The 23,452-nt window shown below is 56.1% G+C and carries 28 protein-coding genes; 10 read left to right on the top strand and 18 right to left on the bottom strand.

All coding sequences use genetic code 11. From position 1 onward, the window contains the following. Positions 1-22 precede the first annotated feature (22 nt). From rcsA to fliF, 14 genes are all read right to left on the bottom strand, one after another. Positions 23-646: a transcriptional regulator RcsA gene (gene rcsA, locus H7R58_RS14200; protein ID WP_182930389.1), complete on the bottom strand. Its 624-nt coding sequence runs from the start codon at positions 644-646 to the stop codon at positions 23-25. Positions 647-923: 277 nt separating this feature from the next. Further along, a complete protein-coding gene (fliR, locus tag H7R58_RS14195; protein WP_106929957.1) occupies positions 924-1,718 on the bottom strand; it encodes a flagellar biosynthetic protein FliR in 795 nt (264 codons plus the stop codon). A 5-nt stretch (positions 1,719-1,723) separates the two neighbouring features. Next, positions 1,724-1,993 carry a flagellar biosynthesis protein FliQ gene (fliQ, locus tag H7R58_RS14190; protein WP_035896987.1) on the bottom strand — a complete coding sequence of 90 codons (270 nt, stop codon included), beginning with the start codon at positions 1,991-1,993 and terminating at the stop codon, positions 1,724-1,726. Positions 1,994-2,002: 9 nt separating this feature from the next. Further along, the gene (gene fliP, locus H7R58_RS14185) at positions 2,003-2,740 is read right to left on the bottom strand and encodes a flagellar type III secretion system pore protein FliP (protein WP_106929956.1); all 738 of its coding nucleotides are present in this window, start codon (positions 2,738-2,740) and stop codon (positions 2,003-2,005) included. Beyond that, entirely contained in the window at positions 2,740-3,078 is a 339-nt protein-coding gene (gene fliO, locus H7R58_RS14180) for a flagellar biosynthetic protein FliO (RefSeq protein WP_106930063.1), read from the bottom strand. Before fliO ends, fliP begins: the two co-directional genes overlap by 1 nt. 100 nt (positions 3,079-3,178) lie before the next feature. Further along, positions 3,179-3,595 (bottom strand): flagellar motor switch protein FliN, encoded by a 417-nt coding sequence (gene fliN, locus H7R58_RS14175; RefSeq protein WP_106929954.1) that lies wholly within the window; start codon positions 3,593-3,595, stop codon positions 3,179-3,181. Next, the gene (fliM, locus tag H7R58_RS14170; RefSeq protein ID WP_106929952.1) at positions 3,592-4,596 is read right to left on the bottom strand and encodes a flagellar motor switch protein FliM; all 1,005 of its coding nucleotides are present in this window, start codon (positions 4,594-4,596) and stop codon (positions 3,592-3,594) included. Before fliM ends, fliN begins: the two co-directional genes overlap by 4 nt. A gap of 4 nt (positions 4,597-4,600) precedes the next feature. Then, entirely contained in the window at positions 4,601-5,071 is a 471-nt protein-coding gene (fliL, locus tag H7R58_RS14165; protein WP_182930390.1) for a flagellar basal body-associated protein FliL, read from the bottom strand. 104 nt (positions 5,072-5,175) lie between these two features. After that, positions 5,176-6,372 (bottom strand): flagellar hook-length control protein FliK, encoded by a 1,197-nt coding sequence (locus H7R58_RS14160; protein WP_182934406.1) that lies wholly within the window; start codon positions 6,370-6,372, stop codon positions 5,176-5,178. Beyond that, positions 6,369-6,812, bottom strand: a complete 444-nt coding sequence (gene fliJ / locus H7R58_RS14155) for a flagellar export protein FliJ (RefSeq protein WP_106929946.1) — start codon at positions 6,810-6,812, stop codon at positions 6,369-6,371. Before fliJ ends, H7R58_RS14160 begins: the two co-directional genes overlap by 4 nt. Before the next feature lie 21 nt (positions 6,813-6,833). Beyond that, positions 6,834-8,204: a flagellar protein export ATPase FliI gene (gene fliI / locus H7R58_RS14150; RefSeq protein ID WP_182930392.1), complete on the bottom strand. Its 1,371-nt coding sequence runs from the start codon at positions 8,202-8,204 to the stop codon at positions 6,834-6,836. Continuing rightward, on the bottom strand, positions 8,204-8,902 hold the full coding sequence (gene fliH / locus H7R58_RS14145; RefSeq protein ID WP_182934405.1) for a flagellar assembly protein FliH: 699 nt from the start codon (positions 8,900-8,902) through the stop codon (positions 8,204-8,206). The genes fliI and fliH overlap by 1 nt, the downstream gene beginning before the upstream one ends. Beyond that, on the bottom strand, positions 8,895-9,890 hold the full coding sequence (fliG, locus tag H7R58_RS14140) for a flagellar motor switch protein FliG (protein WP_182930393.1): 996 nt from the start codon (positions 9,888-9,890) through the stop codon (positions 8,895-8,897). The genes fliH and fliG overlap by 8 nt, the downstream gene beginning before the upstream one ends. Beyond that, a complete protein-coding gene (fliF, locus tag H7R58_RS14135; protein ID WP_182934404.1) occupies positions 9,883-11,592 on the bottom strand; it encodes a flagellar basal-body MS-ring/collar protein FliF in 1,710 nt (569 codons plus the stop codon). Before fliF ends, fliG begins: the two co-directional genes overlap by 8 nt. Before the next feature lie 214 nt (positions 11,593-11,806). On the opposite strand from fliF, the gene fliE reads away from it, so the two are divergent. Both fliE and yedD read left to right on the top strand, forming a co-directional pair. Beyond that, positions 11,807-12,118, top strand: coding sequence for a flagellar hook-basal body complex protein FliE (gene fliE, locus H7R58_RS14130; protein WP_106929938.1), 312 nt, complete (start codon positions 11,807-11,809; stop codon positions 12,116-12,118). A 231-nt stretch (positions 12,119-12,349) separates the two neighbouring features. Further along, on the top strand, positions 12,350-12,763 hold the full coding sequence (gene yedD / locus H7R58_RS14125) for a lipoprotein YedD (protein ID WP_106927901.1): 414 nt from the start codon (positions 12,350-12,352) through the stop codon (positions 12,761-12,763). A 42-nt stretch (positions 12,764-12,805) separates the two neighbouring features. Here yedD and fliT read toward each other — a convergent pair whose 3' ends face one another. Genes fliT through fliD form a run of 3 tightly spaced genes read right to left on the bottom strand, consistent with a single transcriptional unit; the run spans position 12,806 to position 15,027 of the window. Then, a complete protein-coding gene (gene fliT / locus H7R58_RS14120) occupies positions 12,806-13,180 on the bottom strand; it encodes a flagella biosynthesis regulatory protein FliT (protein WP_182934403.1) in 375 nt (124 codons plus the stop codon). After that, on the bottom strand, positions 13,180-13,590 hold the full coding sequence (gene fliS / locus H7R58_RS14115; protein ID WP_106927897.1) for a flagellar export chaperone FliS: 411 nt from the start codon (positions 13,588-13,590) through the stop codon (positions 13,180-13,182). The genes fliT and fliS overlap by 1 nt, the downstream gene beginning before the upstream one ends. A 24-nt stretch (positions 13,591-13,614) precedes the next feature. Then, the gene (gene fliD / locus H7R58_RS14110; RefSeq protein WP_106927895.1) at positions 13,615-15,027 is read right to left on the bottom strand and encodes a flagellar filament capping protein FliD; all 1,413 of its coding nucleotides are present in this window, start codon (positions 15,025-15,027) and stop codon (positions 13,615-13,617) included. Positions 15,028-15,291: 264 nt separating this feature from the next. On the opposite strand from fliD, the gene H7R58_RS14105 reads away from it, so the two are divergent. The 8 genes from H7R58_RS14105 to sdiA all read left to right on the top strand — a co-directional run bounded on the left by H7R58_RS14105 (position 15,292) and on the right by sdiA (position 22,927). After that, entirely contained in the window at positions 15,292-17,004 is a 1,713-nt protein-coding gene (locus H7R58_RS14105; RefSeq protein WP_182934402.1) for a FliC/FljB family flagellin, read from the top strand. Positions 17,005-17,168: 164 nt separating this feature from the next. Then, entirely contained in the window at positions 17,169-17,888 is a 720-nt protein-coding gene (locus tag H7R58_RS14100) for an RNA polymerase sigma factor FliA (RefSeq protein ID WP_106927920.1), read from the top strand. Positions 17,889-17,948: 60 nt separating this feature from the next. Further along, a complete protein-coding gene (fliZ, locus tag H7R58_RS14095; protein WP_106927891.1) occupies positions 17,949-18,500 on the top strand; it encodes a flagella biosynthesis regulatory protein FliZ in 552 nt (183 codons plus the stop codon). Positions 18,501-18,586: 86 nt separating this feature from the next. Beyond that, on the top strand, positions 18,587-19,387 hold the full coding sequence (gene tcyJ, locus H7R58_RS14090; RefSeq protein WP_106927918.1) for a cystine ABC transporter substrate-binding protein: 801 nt from the start codon (positions 18,587-18,589) through the stop codon (positions 19,385-19,387). A gap of 81 nt (positions 19,388-19,468) precedes the next feature. Next, a complete protein-coding gene (gene dcyD / locus H7R58_RS14085; protein WP_182930397.1) occupies positions 19,469-20,455 on the top strand; it encodes a D-cysteine desulfhydrase in 987 nt (328 codons plus the stop codon). Between the two features lie 13 nt (positions 20,456-20,468). Next, the gene (gene tcyL, locus H7R58_RS14080) at positions 20,469-21,137 is read left to right on the top strand and encodes a cystine ABC transporter permease (protein ID WP_106927887.1); all 669 of its coding nucleotides are present in this window, start codon (positions 20,469-20,471) and stop codon (positions 21,135-21,137) included. Further along, positions 21,134-21,886: an L-cystine ABC transporter ATP-binding protein TcyN gene (tcyN, locus tag H7R58_RS14075; protein ID WP_182930398.1), complete on the top strand. Its 753-nt coding sequence runs from the start codon at positions 21,134-21,136 to the stop codon at positions 21,884-21,886. Before tcyL ends, tcyN begins: the two co-directional genes overlap by 4 nt. Positions 21,887-22,204: 318 nt before the next feature. Beyond that, positions 22,205-22,927, top strand: coding sequence for a transcriptional regulator SdiA (sdiA, locus tag H7R58_RS14070; RefSeq protein ID WP_106927883.1), 723 nt, complete (start codon positions 22,205-22,207; stop codon positions 22,925-22,927). A 72-nt stretch (positions 22,928-22,999) separates the two neighbouring features. Here sdiA and H7R58_RS14065 read toward each other — a convergent pair whose 3' ends face one another. After that, positions 23,000-23,224, bottom strand: coding sequence for a DUF2594 family protein (locus H7R58_RS14065; protein ID WP_035894108.1), 225 nt, complete (start codon positions 23,222-23,224; stop codon positions 23,000-23,002). Positions 23,225-23,452 lie beyond the last annotated feature (228 nt).

The raw sequence follows: 23,452 nt of genomic DNA, 5'->3' as shown, positions 1-23,452 counted from the left end.
GCCAGTTTCATCGCTGCAGGCGCTAGCGCATGTTAACAAAAATGCCGGAAGTGACGTTTTCTGCCAGCCGCACAACATGATAGATAACCTGCTTGTTATGCGTTTTTATTTTTTTCTTAATATTACCCTTATGTGATGATACCGTTTTTGCCTTAATATTCATCTGATCGGAAATCTGAATCGTTCCTTGTCCCGACATCCACATTTTCAGCATACTTGACTCTGTCCGGCTTAATGACAAAGTAGACATATTAGTTTGCTTTACGTCCGTTTTTTCTTTTTTCAGATAATTCCCCAGAATACTGTCCAGCGTTTCCGGTTTTATCGATTTGGAACTTATTAACAGATTACTCCGCACCATCAGATATTCGTCGAAATGAATATTGGCAATCGCCATAAAAACAATGAACAACGTCTTGGGGTGTTGATTAATGATCTGCTTGATATGCAGACTACTCTGCACGTCATGAATGAAACAGTCCTCATTAATAAACACTACAGACGGCTGGCGGCTTGCACAGACCTCAGTAAGCCCTTCTACGCTCTCAACATTGTCTATATCTCGTTTTTTTACCCCACGACTGGCCAGGTATCCGGTTAACCCTAGCCGCGTATAACTGCATAGATCCATAATAATCGTTGACATGGCATACCCTCACTCAATGCGTAACGATAATTAACCCATTCCCCTCGCACTTCATCGTCGCAATGAACCTGTTGAATATAAAAATAGAGAATGAAGACGTTCAGGCGGCATCAACTATCCCGTAAAGTTACGTATAATTTGCCAGGAATCATCCCAAAGTAAAGTAAATGTTAGGTTATGTGAATAACGTAAAAACAAATAATCCGCGCCAGCGATATGCTGGTGAATGTTTTTCCGCTTTTACTTTAGGATTTTCCTCATAATAACCAGGTTGGTACTATGGAGAATTTATACGTGGCAACTCACTGATAATATCAGCTAATAGATCGAATATTTCGCTAAATAGATGTTCGCAAAACGGCGCAACCAGCGGCATTAATGCGGCCATCAGCAAAATGCCAACGGTGAGGGTGATGGGGAAGCCGATGACGAACACCGACAGCTGCGGCGTCATGCGGTTGAGCATGCCTAGCGCCAGGTTAACCGTCAGCAGCAGGGTGATAATGGGCAGCGCCAGCATCATACCGTTAAGGAAGATCATTCCTCCGGCGCGGGTCAGCGCCAGAAAAGCGTTGCTGTTAATCGGTTCGCCGCCGATGGGCAGGGTGTGGAAGGTGTCCACCAGCAGTGAAATGAGCCACAGATGACCGTTAAAGACCAGAAACAGCAGCATGGCCAGCATATCGAGAATGCGCGCCAGTACCGGCATGTTGAGATTGCTGCCCGGGTCAACGAAGGTGGCGAAAGAGAGCCCCATTTGCAGGCCGATGATTTCACCGCAGGTGCGCACCGCGGCGAAAGCAAACTGCATGGTAAAGCCCAGCGCGATACCAATGAGAATCTGCTGGAGCGCCAGCCACAGCGCGCCAGCGGAGAAAACAGGGACATCTACCGGCGGCAGTGAAGGGGCGATCACCACGGTGATAACCACCCCCAGACCGACCTTGACCCGCTTGGGTACGGCGCGCTCGCTGAGAATAGGCGCGGTCGTAATCAGCGCCAGCACGCGCAGCAGCGGCCAGAAGTAAAGGCCGAGCCAGGAAACCCACTGGTCGCTGGTCACATGCAGCATGGTGCTTATCCGATGATATAGGGCAGGTTGTTGAACAACGTACGCACGTAGTCGAGCAGCAGATTGAGCATCCACGGCCCGGCGACGATAATGGCGATAAACACGGCGATGATTTTCGGAATAAACGACAGGGTCATTTCGTTAATCTGCGTTGCCGCTTGCAGGATGCTGATTATCAGGCCGGTGACCAGCGAGACCAGCAGCAGCGGGGCCGCCAGCGCCAGCGCCACTTTCATCGCTTCGGTGCCCATCATCATGACGGATTCAGGGGTCATGGTTACTCCTTAACTGTAAAAACTTTGCGCCAGCGAGCCCACCAGCAGCTGCCAGCCGTCCACCAGCACAAACAGCATCAGCTTGAACGGCAGGGCGATGGTGGCCGGGGGCACCATCATCATCCCCAGCGCCATCAGCACGCTGGCGATCACTAGGTCGATAATCAGGAACGGAATAAAAATGGTAAAGCCAATCTGGAAGGCCGTTTTTAGCTCGCTGGTCACGTAGGCGGGCAGCAGAATACGCATGGGTACTGCCTCCGGCCCCTGGATGGGCGCGCTGTTAGCCAGACGAGCGAACAACGCCAGATCGGCCTCGCGGGTCTGGCGCAGCATAAACTCACGCAGCGGCTGCGCACCTTTATCCAGCGCTTCCTGCATGGTGATTTTGTCTTCGCTGAAAGGCTGATAGGCATCGGTGTAAATCTTATCGATAACCGGCGACATAATGAAAAAGGTGAGGAACAGCGCCAGCCCCAGCAGGACCTGGTTTGGCGGCGCGGACGGCGTGCCGAGGGCGTTGCGCAGCAGGCCGAAAACGATGATGATGCGCGTAAAGCTGGTCATCATCAGCAAAATCGCCGGAATAAAGGTCAGCGAGGTGATAAAAACCAGCGTCTGAACCGGCAGCGACCAGCTCTGGCCGCCGTTAGCCAGCGGCTGGCTGATCAAGCCCGGAAGCTGGGCAAAGGCAGAGGGGGAGAGCAATAACAGCCCGCTCAGCGCAAGGGAATAACAACGGCGCATCAGGATCTCCCGGGACGCTTAAGCATGTTTTTCATCAGTACCGCAAACTCGGGCGAGGCGGCCGGCGGCGGTGAACTTTCCGGCGGCGCGGGCGGCAGCGTGTGCAGCAGCGTGACCTGCTGCGCGGTGACGCCCAGAACGAGCCGCGCGTCTTCAACATTCACAATCACGACCCGTTCGCGTGCGCCCAGCGATGCGCTGGCGCTGACTTTCAGATTGCTGCCTGACCGGCCCTGGACGGTGCCGGGCAGGACGCGCTTAACGACCCATGCCGCCGCCAGAATCAGCACAATAATGCCCAGCAGCGCGCCGCTGACCTGAATCAGCGGCGAGGTCATCGGTTCGTTGGCGTGCGCCACCGTGACCGGTGTCGCGCTATGGCTGGCCGGCGCGGCGTGCGAAGGCGTCACGACGGAGGCGGAATGGGGGGCGCTCATCTTAGCGGCTCAGACGGCGCATACGTTCTGACGGCGTAATGATGTCGGTAATGCGTACGCCGTACTTGTCGGCGACGACCACGACTTCACCCTGAGCAATCAGATAGCCGTTAATCAGAATATCCAGCGGTTCGCCCGCCAGACCGTCCAGCGCCACCACCGAACCCTGCGTCAGACGCAGCAGTTCTTTGATGGTCATGCGCGTGCGCCCCAGCTCCACGGTCAGCTTAACCGGGATATCCATAATCAGATCGATATCCTGCAGCGTGCCGCTGACGTCGCCGCCGCCCAGCTGCTGGAATACCGCATCGGCGGCGCTTTTGCCGCCCACGGTGGTTTTTTGCTCGTTCAGCGCTTCAGCCCACAGATCGTCCACGGATCCGCTGTTGTCATCGGGTGGAGTATTCATATCACTCATTTGGGCTGTTCCTCGTTCAGCGAATTCAAAATCGGGTTGATCAAATGTTCTACGCGCAGCGCATACTGCCCGTTAATCGTGCCGTACTGGCTGGTGAGAACCGGTACGCCGTCTACGTGGGCAATAATGCGATCGGGCTTCTCAATCGGCAGAACGTCGCCGGGCTTGAGTTTGAGTATTTGTGATAGCCGCAGTGAGATATCGGCGAAATTCGCCACCAGCTCCAGCTCAGAGTGCTGTACCTGACGCACCAGGTTCTCGCGCCAGTTCTGATCTTCGTGGCGGGAGTTTTCCAGCGGCGGATTCACCAGCAGCTCACGCAGCGGTTCAATCATGCTGAACGGCAGGCAGATATTGAACTCGCCGGTCAGGTTGCCGATCTCCACATGGAAAGGGGTGTTGACCACGATATCGTTCGGCGAGGTGGTGATGTTGGTGAACTTCACCTGCATCTCCGAGCGAACGTACTCGACCTCTAGCGGGTTAATCGCTTTCCACGCATCGCTGTAGCCTTCCAGCGCCAGCTTCAGCATCCGGTTGATGACCCGCTGCTCGGTATGGGTGAACTCGCGTCCCTCCACCTTAGTGGGGAAGCGGCCGTCGCCGCCGAACAGGTTGTCTACTGCGATGAACACCAGGCTCGGCGAAAAGACCACCAGCCCGGTACCGCGCAGCGGCTTAAGGTGGATCAGGTTAAGGTTGGTTGGCACCGGCAGGTTGCGGGCAAATTCGTGATAGGGCTGAATGCGAATCGCCCCCACGGTAATGTCCGGGCTGCGGCGCAGCAGGTTGAACAGCCCCATACGGAAATGACGGGCAAAACGCTCGTTGATAATCTCCAGCGCCTGTAGCCGCTCGCGAACCACGCGGCGCTGGGTATTGGGATCGTAGGGGCGAATATCGTCTTCGCCCGACTTGCCTGCCAGCGGTTCTGTGGGATTGTCGCTGTCGCCGTTCAGCAGCGCATCGATTTCGGCCTGAGAAAGAATACTGTCGCCCATGGCTCTACCGCAGAATAAAAGCTGTGTACAGAACATCGGTGATGTCCTGTTTCGGCTGGCTGGCAATCAACGGTGCGCTGAGCGTCTCTTTGATGTCATTCGCCAGCTGTTTTTTACCGTCATCGGTCGCCAGCTTTGTGGCATCCTGGCGCGATAAAAGCAGCAGCATACGGCTGCGCACTTCCGGCAGATAGTCATTCAGACGCGCGCGGTCGGCTTCCGTTTTCATGCGGAGCGTCACGCCCACGTAAAGCACGCGGTCCGCATCGCCCAGGTTCACGGTGAAGGTGTCCAGCGGGAAAAAGACCGGAGCAGGCGGCGGCGGGGCTTCTTTCGGCGCAGCGGCGGTGGCGCTCTGATGCTCAATGCGCCAGTAGCTGTAGCCTGCGGTTGCGCAGGCGGCGAGCGTTACCAGCACCAAAAGTGGGATCCAGAGAGAGCGTTTGCTCTTTTTATTGATAGCGGTGTCAGTCATCTGATGCGGTCTTCCTTTTTACTACTGCTTATCCTCTGATTATCCCGTCTCCCGCGCGGGTCAAAGCGTGGAAAAGACGGGAATAATCATGTTACCTCTGGCGTTTAAGCGAAGATGTCTACGGCGTTATCGCCGCGAGATGCGGCGTGAAGCGCCGCAGGCACAGCCAGAAGCGCGTCGTCTTCCTGTGTATCGTTGCCGTTGGCATCAGCGCGGGAGGCGAACGACTGCTGTGAAGAGGGCTGCTGTTGCTGCCCGGCAAAGCCGTCGCTGCTGATGTTGCTCTGCCCCAGTTGAATGCCGTTATCCGCCAGCTGGGTGCGCAGCACCGGCAGCGCGGCTTCCAGCGCGGCGCGCACGTGGCCGTGCGGTGAGGCCATCTGAATCTGCGCGAGGTTATCCTCGACCTTCAGCGTAATATGCACCTGGCCGAGCGATTCCGGGTGAAGACGCAGCTCAGCGGTCTGCTGGCCCTGACGGGTAAACAGGGTGATATGCTGGCTGACATTTTGCTGCCAGTCCGGCGTACCTAACTGAGCATGGATGTTGGCGCTGACGGACGCTGGTGCGGCAAGCGTTGTGCTGCTTGGTGCGGCAACTGGTGACAGCGCGGTCGTTGGCGCGGCTGGGCTTGGCGTACTTTCTGCCTCTGCCTTTTGCGCCGGAAGGACAAAGGCCGAATCGGCGGGCAGGGCGCGCACGTCGGTTTGCAGCTGTGCGGCGGCAGCGCTCTTCATCTCCACAGGGCCGTCGGTTTTCGCACCGCCGTGTTTCAGTGATGTCGTGAGGTTGGCAAGCGTATCGCCAGCGGGCGCAGCAGCGGAACGTTCGACGGTTTGCGGTGCGGGCAACATGGCCATCAGCGCGTTCAGGCTGCTTAGCTGCTCCTCGCTCAGCGCGGTGTCATCATCATCGCTGGTTTTGGCGGTGTCATTCTCTTTATCCTTGCCGACCGACAGTTCGCCGTTAAGATGGGCTGCCAGTGAACTCAGCAGGCTTTGCGCATCGCTCTGCTGCGTTATCTCTGCGGTGGCGGCGTCGGCGGCGACGCCGGTACGCGTGGCTTCCTGCTGTACCAGCCACTCGGTCAGCGATTGGCCTTTCGCATTGAGCTCGCGCGGTGTGGATGTTTCATCGCTGGTGAGCAGCGCCGTTTTTTCGCCGCTCACGGCGTTAGCCGTTGGGTTTAATGCGCCGGCGAGCAGAGCCAGAAAATCCTCGGCACCGCCTGACGTTTTTGCCGCGGTATCGGCACCCGCGAGGTTTGTATCGCTGACGGCAAGATTAGGCAGTGTGATCATTCGGGTTTCCTCAAGGTCGCGCGTTGGGCAAATTCATCCATCTTTTTCTGATCCAAGCGGTTTTCCGCCAGCAGCGCTGCGGAAGCCTGCCGGTCCTGAAGCGTTTGCCATGCCTGCAAACGCTGTTTTTTCTCGCGCCAGAAGTTCAGCGCCTGCTCCACTTTGTTGTTCCACTGAACAAGCTGCTGACGGTGCTGATCGATGGCTTTCTCCAGCGTTTGAATAAACTGCTGGTAATTCTGCCAGCGCAGGCTGGCAATGCCCTGCGTCATGTCGTTGTTCAGGCTGTTCTGGTATTCAAGCTGGTAGTCCATCAACATTTTGAGCTGTTCTTCCGCCTGCTGGCAGCCGCGGCGCATCTCGCCCAGTACCAGGGCGGCGTTGTCGACGTCGGTTTCTGCCAGTTCTTTAAGCGTTGCTAATGCACCATGCTGCGCCATATTCGTGATCCTCTTGCTTCACTATGACGTGGGGAAAATCAATTCCAGCGCCTGGATTGACGATTCCCAGTCTGCTTTTTCAAGAATGCCTTGCTGTAAAAATGCTTCCAGATGCGGCCAGAGCGTAATGGCTTTGTCCAGCATCGGGTCGCTGCCTTTGGCGTACGCGCCGACGCTAATCAGGTCGCGGTTACGCTGGAAACTGGAGAGCAGCTGTTTGAAATTGCGCACCCGCGCGTAGTGCTGCTCGCTGATCAATGCGGTCATGGCGCGGCTGATGGATGCCTCGATGTCGATGGCGGGATAGTGCCCGGCTTCGGCCAGACGCCGCGACAGTACGATGTGGCCATCGAGAATGGCGCGCGCGGAGTCGGCGATCGGGTCCTGCTGATCGTCGCCTTCGGTTAGCACGGTATAAAAGGCGGTGATTGACCCCCCGCCGGTAATCCCGTTTCCGGCCCGCTCAACCAGCGCGGGCAGCTTGGCGAACACTGACGGCGGATAGCCTTTGGTGGCCGGGGGTTCACCGATCGCCAGTGCGATTTCACGCTGCGCCATCGCGTAACGAGTGAGTGAATCCATAATCAGCAGCACGTGCTGGCCGCGATCGCGGAAGTCCTCCGCCACGCGGGTGGCGTAGGCGGCGCCCTGCATACGCAGCAGCGGCGACACGTCTGCCGGTGCGGCAATCACCACCGAGCGCGCGCGGCCTTCGGTACCGAGAATATTCTCGATAAAATCTTTCACTTCACGACCACGTTCACCGATAAGCCCCACGACGATCACGTCGGCGCGGGTATAGCGCGCCATCATGCCGAGCAGCACGCTTTTACCGACGCCGGAACCGGCAAACAGCCCCATACGCTGGCCGCGACCCACGGTCAGCAGGGCGTTAATCGGCCGTACGCCGGTGTCCAGTACGTGTTCAATCGGCGTGCGCTGGAGCGGGTTAAAGGGCGGGGTGATCAGCGCGCCGGTTTCGGTGGTGTCCGGTGCGGGCAGACCGTCAAGCGGTTTGCCGCTGCCGTCGAGCACGCGGCCGAGCAGCGCCGGGCCCAGCGGCAGCTGTTTGCCGCTTTGCAGGCCGTCGCCAACGGTGTTGCGGGCGTAAACGCGCGCGCCGGGCAGAATGCCTTCCACTTCTTCCAGCGGCATTAAAAACAGGCGCTGGCCGTTGAAGCCGACGACTTCGGCCTCGACCTCCTGCATCTCAGCGCCCTGCTGGCGTTCGATAATGCAAGTGGCGCCGAGCGGCAACTGTAGACCGGTCGCTTCCAGTACCAGTCCGGTGGCGCGGGTCAGGCGGCCGTAGCGACGCACGGCCGGAAGCTGGGCAATGCGCGCCTCAAAATTGTCGAGCGTGTTCAGCCAGCGGGTCAGACGCACGGTCATCAGCAGGCTCCCGGCGCCGCCAGGCGGCACAGTTCCTGCCAGCGGGTGGCCACGCTGGCATCAAGATCGCCTTCATCAGCGGAGACTTTACAGCCGCCGGGATGCAGCGTGGGATCGCCGCGCAGCCGCCAGCCGTGCAGGTTCAGGGTCGCGCCCAGCATCTCTTCCACGCGCGGGAGATCTTCCGGGCTCACCCGCAGCTGTGGTTTACCGCTGAACAGCGGCTCCTGCTGCAGCAGCGATTGAATTTGTTTAATCAGCGCGGTGTTATCGACCACTGGCACCTGGCCAACGATTTGCCGCGCGGCTTCCAGCGCCATCTGCATCAGGCGCGAGGCAATCACGCTGTCGAGCGTGTCCAGCGTGTGCTGAAATTCGCTTGCCAGCTGCTGCATACGGGCATGAATAGGGGCCTGCTCTTTTCTGGCCTGCACCAGCCCTTGTTCCAGTCCCTGCGCCAGCCCTTCCTGATAACCCTGCTGCTGGCCGGCGGCGTGACCTTCCCGCAGCCCGGCCTGATAGCCCTGCTCGTGGGCCTGGATTTGCAACTGGGCCAGTTGCTGCTGTTGCAGCTGCTCGGCGGAAATTTCTGCCTGCTCCACGTCGGGCTCGTCGAGGGAGAGCGGGGCGAACTCCATTTCCACCGGCGGCGCAAGATCGTCAGGCTGCCAGATTTTCCACGGTGTGGTATCAGACATAGGTGTCGTCTCCGCTGCCAATCACCATCTCGCCGGTTTCGGCCAGGCGGCGAACGATAAGCAGAATGGCCTTCTGCTCGTTTTCCACCTGAGACAGACGAACCGGGCCGCGGTTGGCCAGGTCGTCGCGCAGAATGTCGGCCGCACGCTGGGACATATTGCGCAGGAACTTCTCGCGCAGCGGCGGCTCGGAGCCTTTGAGTGCGATAAGCAGCGATTCGGAATCCACTTCCTGCAGCAGGCGCTGGATGCTGCGATCGTCGACCTCGACCAGGTTTTCGAACAGGAACATCTCGTCGATAATTTTCTGCGCCAGCTCGCCGTCGAATTCGCGTACGGCGGTAATGACCGCCTCTTCCTGCTGCGTTTTCATCAGGTTGATAATTTCGGCCGCCGTTCTCACGCCGCCCATTTTGCTGCGCTTGAGGTTCTGGCCGTCGAGCAGTCCGTTCAGCACTTCGGTCAGCTCCGCCAGCGCCGCCGGCTGCACGCCGCCGAAGGTGGCAATACGCAGCATCACATCGTGACGCAGACGCTCGTCGAACAGCGCCAGAATATCCGCCGCCTGGCCACGTTTGAGGTGCACCAGAATGGTGGCGATAATCTGCGGGTGTTCGTCGCGGATAATATCGGCGGCACTCTGCGGCTCCATAAAGTTGAGCGTTTCGATGCCGCTGGTGGTTTCGCGGGTTTCGAGAATGTCTTCCAGCAGGCTGGAGGCGCGCTCTTCGCCCAGCGCTTTCACCAGCACCGAACGCAGGTATTCGTTGGCGTTGACGCTCAGCGCCGCGAACTGTTCGGCCTCTTGCTCAAATTCAGCCAGCACGTCGGTTAACTGCTTGTTCGAGATTTGCTTGACCGCCGCCATGGCGGTACTGAGCTGCTGAACTTCGCGGGTGCTGAGGTGTTTAAACACCTCAGCCGCGCGATCTTCGCCAATGGTCATCAGCAAAATGACGCTTTTGTCGATTCCAGAAAGATTACTCATGGTCGTTATTCATCCATTGGCGAATGACCAGCGCCACCACGCGCGGATCGTTATCAGACATTTCGCGAATACGCTGGCTCATGACTTCGGCGCTCAGGCGCTGGTTGGCGCGGCGTTGCTGCGTCTGCTCATCTTTGCTGAGGCGAACCTCAACTGCTTCCTGAATTTCCTGCTGCGCTTTGGCTTTTTCCTCGGCGGCCTGAGCAACCTGTTCGCGGCGCGCCAGCTGAGGTTTAATCCCCTTACGCCACAGCAGCCAGGCAACGATCAGTACCAGCAGCCAGCGTCCGGCGGACATCAGCTGATCGATAAACGATTGCTGCTTCCAGAACGGCAGTTCGCCGCCGCTTTCATCGGTGCTGTTAAACGGCGAGTTGACCACGTTCAGCGTGTCGCCGCGCTGCCCGGAGAAGCCCATGGCTTCGCGGGTTAAATCTTCAATCTGCTTCATCTGATCGCTGGTCAGCGGCAGCGGCTTGCCATCAGGCAGATTGCGATAGTTGACTACCACCGCCACCGACAGACGCTGGACGTCGCCAACGTTCTTTTTGGTGTGCGAAATGGTGCGGTCGAGTTCAAAGTTGCTGGTCTCGCTACGCTGGGTATTGCGCGGGCCGCTTGTCGTCGCGGTCGTGCGGGTATTGGTGTTCTGGCCGTTAGCCTGGTTAGCCTGGTTAGCCTGGTTGCCCTGGTTGCCCTGGTTCGCCGGCGGAGTGGAAATCGGTGCTGACGGCGCTGGCGCTGGCGTATTTGACAGTGCGCCCGGTACGCCGCCCGGATACGGGCTGCCAATCTGATCGCTTTCGCTGACCTGGCGCGAACGTATCGCGGTCTGGTTAGGATCGCCGTTCGGACGATACTGCTCGTCGGTCTGCTCTTTGTTGTCGAAGTTAACCTGTGCGGTGACCTGCGCGTGGACGTTGCCGTTGCCCACGATCGGGCCGAGAATCGCTTCAATACGGCGCTGGACGCGGCCTTCTACGTCGGCGGTGTACTTCAGTTGGGCATCGTTGAGGTCGCGGGCGCTGGTATTGGATTGCGTCAGCAGATGACCGCCCTGATCGACCACCGTCACGTTACCCGGCGGTAGCCCGGCGACCGCGCTGGAGACCAGATGGACAACGGCCGAAATTTGCCCTTCATCGAGCGCGCGGCCCGGTTCCAGGTTGACGGTAATGGAGGCAGAAGGGGATTTTTGTTCGCGCACGAACAGCGACGGCTTCGGCATCGCTAAATGCACGCGGGCGCTTTTCACCGGCCCCAGAGTTTCGATGGTGCGCGACAGTTCACCTTCCAGCGCGCGCTGGTAGTTCACCTGCTCGCTGAACTGGCTGATGCCGAATTTTTCCTGGTCGAGCAGCTCAAAACCGACCGCGCCGCCCTTTGGCAGGCCCAGCTGTGCCAGGCGCAGGCGCAGTTCATGCACTTTATCGGCCGGCACTTCCAGCGCGCCGCCGTTATCGGCAAAACGGTAGGGGATGTTCATCTGGGTCAACTGGGTGACGATGGCCCCCCCGTCCTGGTCGGACAGGTTGCTGAACAGCGTGCGGTAGTCCGGGGATTTGGCCCACAGTACCATCGCCACGAGAATAGCCACCGCGGCGGCACTGGCCACCATCAGCGGGATTTTAGGATTAGCGCGCAGGCGATTGACCCATTCTATCGTTTTATTTTGTGGCGTAGCCGTAGCACTCGCGCTCATTGCGCACCTCGTCGATCCTGATCAATGGCGTTAAACGTAAACGAAAACAAAGCAGACTCCCTGGCGCAAAACGTATAAAGACAGCCATGACATTATTTGATGCTTCAGAAATTTTGATGGGCCAAATAACCCGTTTTTATAGCGCTATTTAACGCCTTTATCTTATTGACAAACTGATAAGCTCGTTCACAGGTAAAAACAATCTGGAGTCAATATGGCGATTCAGGGTATTGAGGGCGTGCTGTCGCAGATGCAGGCCACGGCGGCAATGGCGCGCAATCAAAGCGTTGATGTGCAGCCTGACATTAGCTTTGCCGGTCAGCTGACCGCGGCGCTGGACCGCGTGAGCAACGCGCAAAACAGCGCCAAAGCGCAGGCAGAGAAGTTCACCTTAGGGGAACCGGGTATTGCGTTGAACGATGTGATGACCGATCTGCAAAAAGCGTCCGTGTCGCTGCAAATGGGGATTCAGGTGCGTAATAAGCTGGTAAGCGCCTATCAGGACGTGATGGGCATGCAAGTGTAGCGACTGTATGGGTGGCGAAACGTTCGCCACCACCATTCCTCTCACCTCTTTTTTGTTGGCTCGCCGCGGCTGCCGTTGAGCCTGACGCTGGCGTTGTGCCTGCCTGGCGTTAATCCATAAAGTCGTTTTCTCTGCTTCAGGGCTATCGCTCTGCATCGTCATTTCCCGTGAAACGCCAGCGTGTTTAACGCTATAATGTTTCTGTTTTTTTCTCCCCGAACAGGATGAATAATGAAAAAATTAGCCATTGTGGCGGCGCTGATGACGTTGGCGGGCTGTGCGCAGATTGACAACTACTCAACGGTGGTGAAAGCGCCTGCACCGGAAGGGCTGGCCGGCTACTGGCAGACCATGGGGCCACAGAGCGCGCTGGTGAGCCCGCAGGCGATGGCGAGCCTGATCATCACTCGCGACGGCGACACTCTCGACTGCCGCCAGTGGCAGCGCGTGATTGCTCTGCCGGGTAAACTGACCCTGCGCGACAAAGACGTCTATAACGTCACGCATAAGCTGGATGTTTACGCGATCGAGCGGGAAGGGAATTCGCTGAGCTATGACGGTATGACGCTGCAGCGGGTGGCGCGTCCGACGGTAGAGTGCGAGAAGGCGCTGGCGAAAACGCCGCTGAAGTCGACGCTGCCGTAAGCCATTGACGCTCCGACATGCACCATGCCGGAGCGCTTTTCGTCAATGGTTGAGGTCGACGTTGTCCTGCGGCACCAGCACGTGGCCGCCCTGATTGCCGTAGGTAGTCATGACCGTCTTTTGCATCGACGATTGACCCACCAGTTTTGCCAGCTCATCCATCCGCCCCTGCAGCAGGCGCTTGACGGTGTTTTCGTTATCCAGCACTTTGCGTAGCAAAGGACGCAGCTGTTCCTGAAGCGGATCGGTCGGATCGCTATCTCGCGTCAATTGAGCAATCTTTTGCACCGCATTTACGTACTCTATTTCACTGACAATCAGTTCGTCCCACAGACCCTCCGTGGCAAGCCGCAGCATCATATTGCTTTTTTCAACCAGCTGTTGGTATGAGAGGTAAAGGTGCGATGCATAGCTCATTAGACGGCATCCTGAATCGTATTGGGCGTAAGTAAAGATTCCTTCCAGGCTTCGGCGATATTGCGCATTAATGCCTCAACTTCCTCAACGGCGCTAACATCATTGTGCAGGTTGGCCTGCAGAAGGCGTCTGACCATATAAGCGTAGAGCGACAGCAGGTTCTGCGTCAGCTCATCGCGGCTGTCTTCATCAAGGCCAATCTTCAGCCCATTGTCGATAATGTTGATGGCTTTCGACAGAGAAAGACCTTTTCCCTGCTGGTTACCGTCCTGCATAAACAGGCGGGCGCGGATCAGCGCGCTCAGCGCGCCGTCGAACAGCATCGTGACGAGCTGATCCTGACTGGCGCTCATGACGGCGCTTTCCACTCCAATCTGTGCGTAGGCCTGCGTACCTTTTGCCCCGTACATGCGCTTTCTCCCGGTTAACGATGATTACTTGGAACTGCTGGTCGACTCAAACTGCTGGGTTAAGTAGCTGCTGGTGCTGTTCAGCGAGGTCATTAACACATCCAGTTGGGTAAACTGCTCTTTATAACGTGCGACCTGGGCATCGATACGATCGCTGGCCGCGTTGTAGTCTTTGGTTAATTTGTTCAGCGTTTTGCTGACGCCATCGGTAGCGGCCTTGATGATGCCGGTGGTGGACAGCCAGCTGGTCAGGTTGGTGCCAATGGTGGTGGTGATGCCGGTTTTTTTACCGTCGCCGACCAGCAGATCGCCCACGCCGGAAGAATCTTTTTTCAGCGCCGCGGTCAGTTTATCGTTGTCCAGCTCCAGTTTGCCGTCGCTCGGGTCGGTGGTAATACCGATCTGCGCCAGCGTTTTGTAAGAAGAGGAGCTCAGCGAATTGCTTAACATACTTTTCAGCTGGGTCTGAATGGTACGCAGCGTGGTGTCGCCCAGCAGTGCGCCGTTGTTGGCATCCTGGCTGTCTGCGCCCGCGTCTACAGCGGTGTATTTTGTCAGGCTGCTGAAGGTATCGAGCAGGGTGTTATAGGCGGTCACCCAGGCGCTGATGGCGCTCTGCGCTTTGCTGGTGTCCTGAGTGATAGTCAGCGTCTGGTTGCCGGAGGTGACATCGTTGAGGTTCAGCGTAATGTCTTCCAGCGCGTCGCTGATGGTGTTGCTGCTGTTTTCAATCGGAACGTTGTTGACGGTCAGCTTCGCGTTTTGTGCGTTAACGCTCTGTTCCATACCGTTGCTGGCATCGGTGCTGGTGCCGTTATAGCCCATAAAGCTTTGCAGCGCGCTGTCGCCGCTGACGCTTAAGGTCATGGCGTTATCTGAACCGGTATCGTTCGAGGTGATCGACAGACGATAGGCGCCGTTGCCGACGTTAATAATACTGGCGCTGACGCCCGCTTTCGCATTGTTGATGGCATCGCGAATACCGGTTAACGACGAGTTAGCGGCGCTGATATCGATGGTCACCGGCTTTTTATCGCCGCCCTGCTGGATAGTTAAAGTGCTGTCGCCGGTGGCAATGGCGGTCTTGCTATCGCTCTGGGTGGTTTTGGTGGTCAGCGTTTGCGCCTGCGCCAGCTGCGTGACGCTGATGGTGTATTTTCCCGCAATGGCGCTGCCGGTCGTGGTGGCGCTAAACGCGGTGGTCGAACTGGCGGTAGTGGTCGCGGTGAACAGATCGGCTTTCGACAGCGCGGTGTTGGCGGTCTGGAATGCTTCGAGCCCGCTTTTCAGGCTGCCGTAGGCGCTCAGCTTTGCGGTATAGGAAGACTGTTGTTTAGAAATCGGCGTCAGCGTCTGTTTTTGTGCGGCGGTAAGGCTATCCAGAATGTCGCTCAGATTCAGGCCCGATCCAACTCCTAGTGAAGAAATGCTTGCCATTGTTATTCCTTGATTTGTCGACACGTAGAATGAATGTCTGGGTTATCGGCCTGAATGCGTCAAAGTTTACGCTTAATTGTTTTTTTTTAATGGCAGGAATAAGGGCAAGAGAAAAGAGCAATTCGGCGGCTAAAAAAATGCGTGATTGCGAAAAAAAATTCTAAAGGTTGGTTTACGGCAGACGATAACAAGTTTGACGGCGATTGAGCCGAAGGGTGGAAACCCAATACGTAATCAACGACTTGCAATATAGGATAACGAATCATGGCACAAGTCATTAATACCAACAGCCTCTCGCTGATCACTCAGAACAACATCAACAAGAACCAGTCTGCTCTGTCGACTTCTATTGAGCGTCTGTCGTCAGGTCTGCGTATTAACAGCGCGAAGGATGATGCTGCGGGTCAGGCGATTGCTAACCGTTTCACTTCCAACATTAAAGGCCTGACTCAGGCTGCGCGTAACGCCAACGACGGTATCTCCCTGGCACAGACCACGGAAGGCGCACTGTCTGAAATCAACAACAACTTACAGCGTGTGCGTGAACTGACCGTTCAGGCAACCACCGGCACTAACTCCGATTCCGACCTGTCTTCTATCCAGGACGAAATCAAATCCCGCCTGTCTGAAATTGACCGTGTATCCGGCCAGACCCAGTTCAACGGCGTGAACGTACTGTCTAAAGACGGTTCCCTGAAAATTCAGGTTGGCGCGAACGATGGCCAGACTATCTCCATCGACCTGAAAAAAATTGACTCTGATACCCTGGGCCTGAACGGTTTTAACGTGAATGGCAAAGGTACTATTGCCAACAAAGCGGCGACCATCAGCGATCTGGCTGCCACGGGTGCTAACGTATCAAACGCCAGCAATATCAGCGTTGCGACGAACTTTAATGCCCTGGATGCGGCAACGGCGTTTAGTAAGCTGAGCAATGGCGACCAGGTAACCATCACAAGTGGTGCCGACGCGGGTACCTATACTTACGACGCAACGGCTAAAAACTTTACCACCACGAAAACCGTTACCTCGGGTGCGAATACTGATAGCCTGGGTGCTTCACTGAAAGCGGCTGCAGGCCAGACTGCTTCTGGTACCTATACCACCCTTTCTGGCAAAGTTAACTTTGATGCTGATGCGAGTGGCAATATCACCATCGGTGGACAGCAGGCTTACCTGGTTGGCGGCGTCCTGACCACCAACAACCCGACTGGTGCTACTCCTGCAACCATGGGCGCTCTGTTTACCGCCGCTGATGGTAAGACTGCGGCTGCTGGTGCATCTACCGTTGATTTTGGCGGTAAGACTTACAACTTCGCTGGTGGCGATGGTACTACCGGTGGCGGCGTTACTTACAAAGATACCGTGTCGTCTGATGCTCTGCTGGCTGCAGTTAATGCTGATACCACTGCTAATGACGTTAGCATGACTTTCAACAACGGTCCGCTGACCTTCAGCACAACCTTCACTTCTGGTTCTTCTACTGGCGCTGCAGGCGTGAAAGCTTATGTTGATAGCGATGGTGAACTGACGACCACGGGTTCCTTCAACACCACTTACTCTGTTGATAAAGATACCGGTAGCGTCACTGTGACCGGCGGTACAGGCTCTGGTAAATACGCAGCTAACGTTGGTGCTCAGGCTTATGTCAGCGCTGACGGTAAACTGACTACCGAAACCACAAGCGCAGGCACCGCAACCAAAGATCCTCTGGCTGCCCTGGATGCCGCAATCAGCTCCATCGACAAATTCCGTTCTTCTCTGGGTGCGATTCAGAACCGTCTGGATTCTGCGGTAACCAACCTGAACAACACCACCACCAACCTGTCTGAAGCGCAGTCCCGTATTCAGGACGCCGACTATGCGACCGAAGTGTCCAACATGTCTAAAGCGCAGATTATTCAGCAGGCCGGTAACTCCGTGCTGGCAAAAGCTAACCAGGTACCGCAGCAGGTTCTGTCTCTGCTGCAGGGCTAATCGCTCTCAACCTGACTCAACCCCGCTTCGGCGGGGTTTTTTGTTGCTGAAATTTTACTTACTCTGCAAATAACCCCACATTTTCCCCACTGTTCCATCGATTAAAACGGCTATAGAAACGGATAATCGTGCCGATAACTCATATTAATGCAGGGCTGTTTATCGTGAATTCAATGTATACCGCTGAAGGTGTAATGGATAAACACTCGCTATGGCAACGCTATGTGCCGTTGGTACGACACGAAGCGCTGCGCCTCCAGGTGCGTTTGCCGGCGAGTGTGGAACTGGACGATCTGCTCCAGGCGGGCGGTATCGGCTTATTGAACGCTGTTGAACGCTATGACGCTCTGCAAGGTACGGCATTTACCACTTACGCAGTGCAGCGCATCCGTGGGGCGATGCTGGACGAACTACGCAGCCGTGACTGGGTTCCGCGTAGCGTCCGGCGAAACGCGCGTGAAGTTGCGCAAGCGCTGGGTCAACTGGAGCAAGAGCTGGGACGAAACGCGACGGAAACCGAAGTCGCGCAGCGATTGGGGATTGCGGTTGAGGAATACCGTCAGGTGCTGCTGGATACCAATAACAGCCAGCTTTTTTCCTACGATGAGTGGCGGGAAGAGTACGGCGACAGCATCGAACTGGTGACGGAAGAGAATCAGCACGAAAACCCACTGCATCAACTGCTGGAAGGCGATCTGCGCCATCGCGTGATGGAGGCCATTGAGGCCCTGCCGGAACGCGAGAAGTTGGTGTTAACCCTCTATTACCAGGAAGAGCTCAATCTTAAAGAGATTGGCGCGGTGCTGGAAGTCGGGGAGTCGCGCGTCAGCCAGCTGCACAGCCAGGCGATCAAGCGTTTACGCATCAAGCTGGGTAAGTTGTAGGTTGGAATAACGTAAAGTTTGACCAAAAAATGCCGCATTAATCAATGAAAACCCGGAGTTATCATGATGATGCAGGTAAAAAGACGGCCGCTAAGCCGCTATTTGAAAGACTTCAAACACAGCCAAACGCACTGCGCACATTGTCATAAACTGCTCGATCGCATCACGCTGGTTCGCCACGGGGAGATAGTGAACAAAATCGCGATTTCCCGTCTCGATACCCTGATGGATGACGCCGCGTGGCAGCAGGAGCGTAGCGCGTGGTCCGCACTGTGCCGCTTCTGTGGCGATCTGCACTGCAAAGAGCGGAGCGCTTTCTTCAATATCATCGGCTTTAAACAATACCTTCTCGAACAAACCGACATGAGCGCTGGCACCGTGCGCGAATACGTGGTGCGCCTGCGTCGTTTGGGCAATCATTTCACCGAACAGCAGGTGCCGCATGCATTGCTGCAAGAGCGCCACGCGGATGAAAAGCTGGAAGCCTGGCTGCCGGACACCAGCACCAACAATTATCGCATTGCGCTGCGTAAATACCTGCGTTTTCAGCGCCACGCTCCCCGGAGCGGCGAACAAGATTTCGCAGATTGTGAAACCTCTGATATATATTAATTTGGAATAACATGTATCGCATAGGTGTTTGTCATTGATGATGAACGGTTTACACTACTGAAAAAATGATGTTTTTCGGGGGAATGATGAAGCTGAAGTTTCTGGGTCGTCAGGCGCTGATGGGCGTAATGGCCGCTGCGCTGGTCGCAGGCGCAAGTGTTCACGCTTTTGCGGCTGAAAATTTATTAAACCAGGTCAAAGAACGCGGCACGCTGCGCGTTGGGCTGGAAGGCACCTATCCTCCGTTTAGTTTCCAGGGCGATGATGGCAAGCTGACCGGTTTTGAAGTCGAGTTCGCTAACGAGCTGGCGAAGCATCTGGGTGTGAAAGCCGATCTGAAGCCGACCAAATGGGACGGTATGCTGGCGTCGCTGGACTCCAAACGTATTGACGTGGTGATTAACCAGGTCACCATTTCGCCGGAACGTCAGAAGAAATATGACTTCTCCACCCCGTACACCATCTCCGGTATTCAGGCGCTGGTGAAAAAGGGGAATGAAGGCACCATCAAAACCGCCGCCGATCTGAAAGGCAAAAAAGTCGGCGTCGGCCTGGGAACCAACTACGAAGAGTGGCTGCGTCAGAACGTGCAGGGCGTAGACATTCGTACCTATGATGATGACCCGACAAAGTATCAGGACCTGCGCGTAGGCCGCATCAATGCTATCCTGGTTGACCGTCTGGCCGCGCTGGACCTGGTGAAGAAAACCAACGACACGCTGGCCGTTGCCGGTGATGCGTTCTCCCGCCAGGAATCGGGCGTGGCGCTGCGTAAAGGCAACGAAGACCTGCTGAAGGCGGTTGATAGTGCGATTGATGCCATGCATAAAGACGGTAGCCTGAAGGCGCTGTCCGAAAAATGGTTCGGCGCAGACGTGACGCAGTAATCGCTCCGATCGAAAAAAGGCGCTGAAAGGGCGCCTTTTTTTATTTTGGGCGCATAATAAAAACGAGACCAAGGAGATGTTATGTCACTGCAAAATTTAACCCGCTTTCCGCGCCTGGAATTTATTGGCGCGCCGACGCCGCTGGAATACCTGCCGCGCTTTTCTGACTACATCGGGCGCGATATCTTTATTAAGCGCGACGATGTCACGCCGCTGGCAATGGGCGGCAACAAGCTGCGCAAGCTTGAGTTTCTCGCCGCCGATGCGCTGCGCGAGGGGGCCGATACGCTGGTGACCGCCGGCGCGATTCAGTCTAACCACGTGCGCCAGACGGCGGCCGTGGCGGCCAAACTGGGCCTGCACTGTGTGGCGCTGCTGGAAAACCCGATGGGCACCACGGCGGAAAACTACCTCAGCAACGGCAACCGCCTGCTGCTGGATTTATTCAATACTCAGGTCGAAATGTGCGATGCGCTGAACGATCCGAACGCCCAGCTTGCCGAGCTGGCGACGCGCCTTGAGGCGCAGGGCTTTCGTCCGTACGTGATCCCGGTAGGCGGATCAAACGCGCTGGGCGCGCTGGGTTACGTGGAGAGCGCGCTGGAAATCGCCCAGCAGTGCGAAGGCGCGGTGTCGATTTCATCCGTCGTGGTCGCCTCCGGCAGCGCGGGTACCCATGCGGGCCTCGCCGTTGGTCTGGAGCAGGTCATGCCGGAAGCCGAACTGATAGGCGTAACCGTCTCGCGCAAGGTTGCCGATCAGTTGCCGAAAGTGGTGACGCTTCAGCAGGAGATTGCCCGTAACCTTGAGTTGACGGCGAAGGCCAACATTACGCTGTGGGACGATTACTTCGCGCCGGGTTACGGCATCCCTAACGATGACGGCATGGAGGCGGTTAAGCTGCTGGCGCGTCTGGAAGGTATTCTGCTCGACCCGGTGTACACCGGCAAGGCGATGGCCGGACTTATTGATGGCATCAGCCAGAAACGCTTTAAGGATGAAGGCCCCATTTTGTTTGTTCACACCGGCGGCGCGCCTGCGCTGTTCGCCTATCATCCTCACATCTAAATAGAACGCGCTCATGCAAGAAAGTATTCAATTAGTGATTGATTCCGCACCGTATTTGCTCAAAGGTGCGGTCTTTACCCTCCAGCTTAGTATTGGCGGGATGTTCTTCGGGCTGGTGCTGGGCTTTATTCTCGCGCTGATGCGCCTGTCGCCGATTGCGCCGGTGCGCTGGCTGGCGCGCTGCTACATCTCTATCTTTCGCGGCACGCCGCTGATTGCCCAGCTGTTTATGATTTACTACGGCCTGCCGCAGTTTGGCATCGAGCTGGACCCCATTCCGTCGGCGATGATTGGCCTGTCGCTTAACACCGCGGCCTATGCCGCCGAAACGCTGCGAGCGGCGATTTCATCGATCGACAAAGGGCAGTGGGAAGCGGCCGCCAGTATTGGCATGACCCCGTGGCAGACCTTGCGTCGGGCGATTCTGCCGCAGGCGGCGCGGGTCGCGCTGCCACCGCTGTCGAACAGCTTTATCAGCCTGGTGAAGGATACCTCGCTGGCCGCCACCATTCAGGTGCCGGAACTGTTCCGCCAGGCGCAGCTGATTACTTCGCGCACGCTGGAAGTGTTCACCATGTACCTGGCCGCATCGCTGATTTACTGGGTGATGGCGACGGTGCTGTCGATGCTGCAAAACTATTTTGAAAACCAGCTTAACCGCCAGGAGCGAGATCCGAAATGAGCGCGATAGAAGTCAAAAACCTGGTGAAAAAATTCCACGGACAGACGGTGCTGCACGGCATTGACCTTGAAGTGAAAGAGGGCGAAGTGGTGGCGATTATCGGGCCGAGCGGCTCTGGTAAAACCACGCTGCTGCGCAGTATTAACCTGTTGGAGCAGCCGGAGAGTGGCACCATTCGCGTGGGGGAGATAACCATTGATACCGCGCGGCCAATGAGCCAGCAGAAGGGGCTGATTCGCCGCCTGCGACAGCACGTTGGTTTTGTGTTTCAGAGCTTTAACCTGTTTCCACACCGCACCGTGCTGGAAAACATTATTGAAGGGCCGGTGATTGTGAAAGGCGAGGATAAACCCGGTGCGATCGCCCGCGCTCGCGAGCTGTTAGCGAAGGTCGGGCTGACAGGCAAGGAAGCGAGCTATCCGCGACGTCTTTCCGGCGGCCAGCAGCAGCGCGTAGCCATAGCCCGCGCGCTGGCGATGCGTCCGGACGTCATTCTCTTCGATGAGCCCACCTCCGCGCTGGACCCGGAACTGGTCGGCGAGGTATTGAATACCATTCGCGCGCTGGCGCAGGAAAAGCGGACGATGGTTATCGTTACCCATGAGATGAGCTTCGCGCGTGATGTGGCCGATCGGGCTATTTTTATGGATCAGGGGAGAATCGTCGAGCAAGCGGAGGCAAAAGCCCTGTTTGCCAATCCGCAGCAGGCGCGTACGCGTCAGTTCCTCGAAAAATTCCTCATGCAATAGCGCTAATGCGCGCCGGGTAGCCCAACCGGCGCGCGGCGGCGGCTACTTAATTTATATCGCAAAGGATGACCACGTGCGGGCATCCTCTTTTCAATGAAAAATTTTACTTAAGTTCGCCTTATTAATAGGTGGACATTATTTCATTACGGGCGCGCGTAAAGGGCCTGATTGCAGCTATATCGCGTGTTACGTTGCAAAAATGCGGCAATTTAAGATTATTTTGCGATAGCGTGATATTTTATACATATAAATAAGATTTATGTGTTAGGTTTCAGTATTCATAAAAATGATTGTTGATCAGGGGGTTTCTCGTTTGTTATGAGAGACGATGATTTTTTCAGTTGGCGGCGGGAAGTGCTGCATCTTTTCCAGGCGGCGACAGCAAGCGCGCAGATATACACGTTACTTCAGCAGCAAACCGAATATCTGGAATATGATTTCTTCGCCCTGTGCGTTCGTCACCCGGTGCCGTTTACCCGGCCCCGCATTTCGGTGTATACCACCTATCCAGATGCCTGGATGTCGCACTATAAGTCGGCAAACTATATGGCTATCGATCCGGTGCTGAAACCGGATAATTTCTCACTGGGCCATTTGCGCTGGGATGATGAACTCTTTAGCGACGCCCAGGAGCTGTGGCACGCTGCGCGCGAGCATGGTTTGCAAACGGGGGCCACGCAGTGCCTGATGTTGCCGAATCATGCGCACGGTTTCTTATCGGTGTCGCGTTCACGCGTGCTGCGCGTTGCTCAGGATGAGGATGAAATGGCGCTGCGCTTACAGATTCTGCTGGAAATGAGCCTGCTGGCATTATTACGCGTCGAAGACGAAATGGTGATGCCGCGCGAGATGAAATTCAGTAAGCGGGAATTAGAAATTCTGAAATGGACTGCGGAAGGAAAAACATCGGCGGAAATTTCGATGATTCTGTCTATTTCAGAGAATACGGTGAATTTCCATCAAAAGAATATGCAGAAGAAATTCAATGCGCCTAATAAAACGCAGATTGCCTGCTATGCGGCGGCGATTGGTTTGATCTGACTTGTATTCACACGTTCTGCGTGCCAGACGGCAAACCGACCGTCAGCAGCGATGCCGACGGCCGGTTTTTAATTACTGGCGATAAGCTTGTTTAATTTGCTTAACGGTACTGGAAAATACGGCAGCCTGAGCTTCATCTTCTAACTGCGCAATTTGCTTTTCCATCTTAATAATCACACGACCGGCGTCAGCCTGCCCCATCGCTTGCAGCATCAGGGTCAGCATGGCCTTCAGGCAGGAGAGTTCCTGGGCCAGATTTTGATTATTTTCAGCGGTGGAAAAATCAGGTGTGCTCATTTATTGCCTCGTACAATTTCTGCGCATTATGCGCGATGCGGATGATGAAAGCGGCGCAGTATACCACAAGCGGAGAGAAAAAAAGGAGTGCCTGTTTTTTGCGCGCTGCTCAGAGCTGATATTAATTATTATTTTCGACTGCATGGGCAGTGGCTTAGCCGCAAATTGTTTAAATACGGTTCCTGCATCGTTAATAGTTGTTACATATTATAGGGGCTATTTAGCAAA

The organism is Klebsiella sp. WP4-W18-ESBL-05 (assembly GCF_014169075.1).
Lineage (GTDB): Bacteria > Pseudomonadota > Gammaproteobacteria > Enterobacterales > Enterobacteriaceae > Kluyvera > Kluyvera ascorbata_B.
This window is presented reverse-complemented; position numbering and strand designations above follow the sequence as displayed.

What these genes read in the sequence shown, in the direction of transcription:
- tcyN (WP_182930398.1), top strand. Translation starts at nt 21,134, where the DNA reads ATGAGCGCGATAGAAGTCAAAAACCTGGTGAAAAAATTCCACGGACAG.
- fliI (WP_182930392.1), bottom strand. Translation starts at nt 8,204, where the DNA reads ATGACCGTGCGTCTGACCCGCTGGCTGAACACGCTCGACAATTTTGAG.
- H7R58_RS14065 (WP_035894108.1), bottom strand. Translation starts at nt 23,224, where the DNA reads ATGAGCACACCTGATTTTTCCACCGCTGAAAATAATCAAAATCTGGCC.
- H7R58_RS14160 (WP_182934406.1), bottom strand. Translation starts at nt 6,372, where the DNA reads ATGATCACACTGCCTAATCTTGCCGTCAGCGATACAAACCTCGCGGGT.
- fliH (WP_182934405.1), bottom strand. Translation starts at nt 8,902, where the DNA reads ATGTCTGATACCACACCGTGGAAAATCTGGCAGCCTGACGATCTTGCG.
- H7R58_RS14105 (WP_182934402.1), top strand. Translation starts at nt 15,292, where the DNA reads ATGGCACAAGTCATTAATACCAACAGCCTCTCGCTGATCACTCAGAAC.
- tcyJ (WP_106927918.1), top strand. Translation starts at nt 18,587, where the DNA reads ATGAAGCTGAAGTTTCTGGGTCGTCAGGCGCTGATGGGCGTAATGGCC.
- fliO (WP_106930063.1), bottom strand. Translation starts at nt 3,078, where the DNA reads ATGACCTCGCCGCTGATTCAGGTCAGCGGCGCGCTGCTGGGCATTATT.
- fliG (WP_182930393.1), bottom strand. Translation starts at nt 9,890, where the DNA reads ATGAGTAATCTTTCTGGAATCGACAAAAGCGTCATTTTGCTGATGACC.
- yedD (WP_106927901.1), top strand. Translation starts at nt 12,350, where the DNA reads ATGAAAAAATTAGCCATTGTGGCGGCGCTGATGACGTTGGCGGGCTGT.
- fliQ (WP_035896987.1), bottom strand. Translation starts at nt 1,993, where the DNA reads ATGACCCCTGAATCCGTCATGATGATGGGCACCGAAGCGATGAAAGTG.
- fliN (WP_106929954.1), bottom strand. Translation starts at nt 3,595, where the DNA reads ATGAGTGATATGAATACTCCACCCGATGACAACAGCGGATCCGTGGAC.
- fliJ (WP_106929946.1), bottom strand. Translation starts at nt 6,812, where the DNA reads ATGGCGCAGCATGGTGCATTAGCAACGCTTAAAGAACTGGCAGAAACC.
- fliD (WP_106927895.1), bottom strand. Translation starts at nt 15,027, where the DNA reads ATGGCAAGCATTTCTTCACTAGGAGTTGGATCGGGCCTGAATCTGAGC.
- fliP (WP_106929956.1), bottom strand. Translation starts at nt 2,740, where the DNA reads ATGCGCCGTTGTTATTCCCTTGCGCTGAGCGGGCTGTTATTGCTCTCC.
- fliM (WP_106929952.1), bottom strand. Translation starts at nt 4,596, where the DNA reads ATGGGCGACAGTATTCTTTCTCAGGCCGAAATCGATGCGCTGCTGAAC.
- fliF (WP_182934404.1), bottom strand. Translation starts at nt 11,592, where the DNA reads ATGAGCGCGAGTGCTACGGCTACGCCACAAAATAAAACGATAGAATGG.
- rcsA (WP_182930389.1), bottom strand. Translation starts at nt 646, where the DNA reads ATGTCAACGATTATTATGGATCTATGCAGTTATACGCGGCTAGGGTTA.
- fliS (WP_106927897.1), bottom strand. Translation starts at nt 13,590, where the DNA reads ATGTACGGGGCAAAAGGTACGCAGGCCTACGCACAGATTGGAGTGGAA.
- fliE (WP_106929938.1), top strand. Translation starts at nt 11,807, where the DNA reads ATGGCGATTCAGGGTATTGAGGGCGTGCTGTCGCAGATGCAGGCCACG.
- fliR (WP_106929957.1), bottom strand. Translation starts at nt 1,718, where the DNA reads ATGCTGCATGTGACCAGCGACCAGTGGGTTTCCTGGCTCGGCCTTTAC.
- sdiA (WP_106927883.1), top strand. Translation starts at nt 22,205, where the DNA reads ATGAGAGACGATGATTTTTTCAGTTGGCGGCGGGAAGTGCTGCATCTT.
- tcyL (WP_106927887.1), top strand. Translation starts at nt 20,469, where the DNA reads ATGCAAGAAAGTATTCAATTAGTGATTGATTCCGCACCGTATTTGCTC.
- fliT (WP_182934403.1), bottom strand. Translation starts at nt 13,180, where the DNA reads ATGAGCTATGCATCGCACCTTTACCTCTCATACCAACAGCTGGTTGAA.
- fliL (WP_182930390.1), bottom strand. Translation starts at nt 5,071, where the DNA reads ATGACTGACACCGCTATCAATAAAAAGAGCAAACGCTCTCTCTGGATC.
- dcyD (WP_182930397.1), top strand. Translation starts at nt 19,469, where the DNA reads ATGTCACTGCAAAATTTAACCCGCTTTCCGCGCCTGGAATTTATTGGC.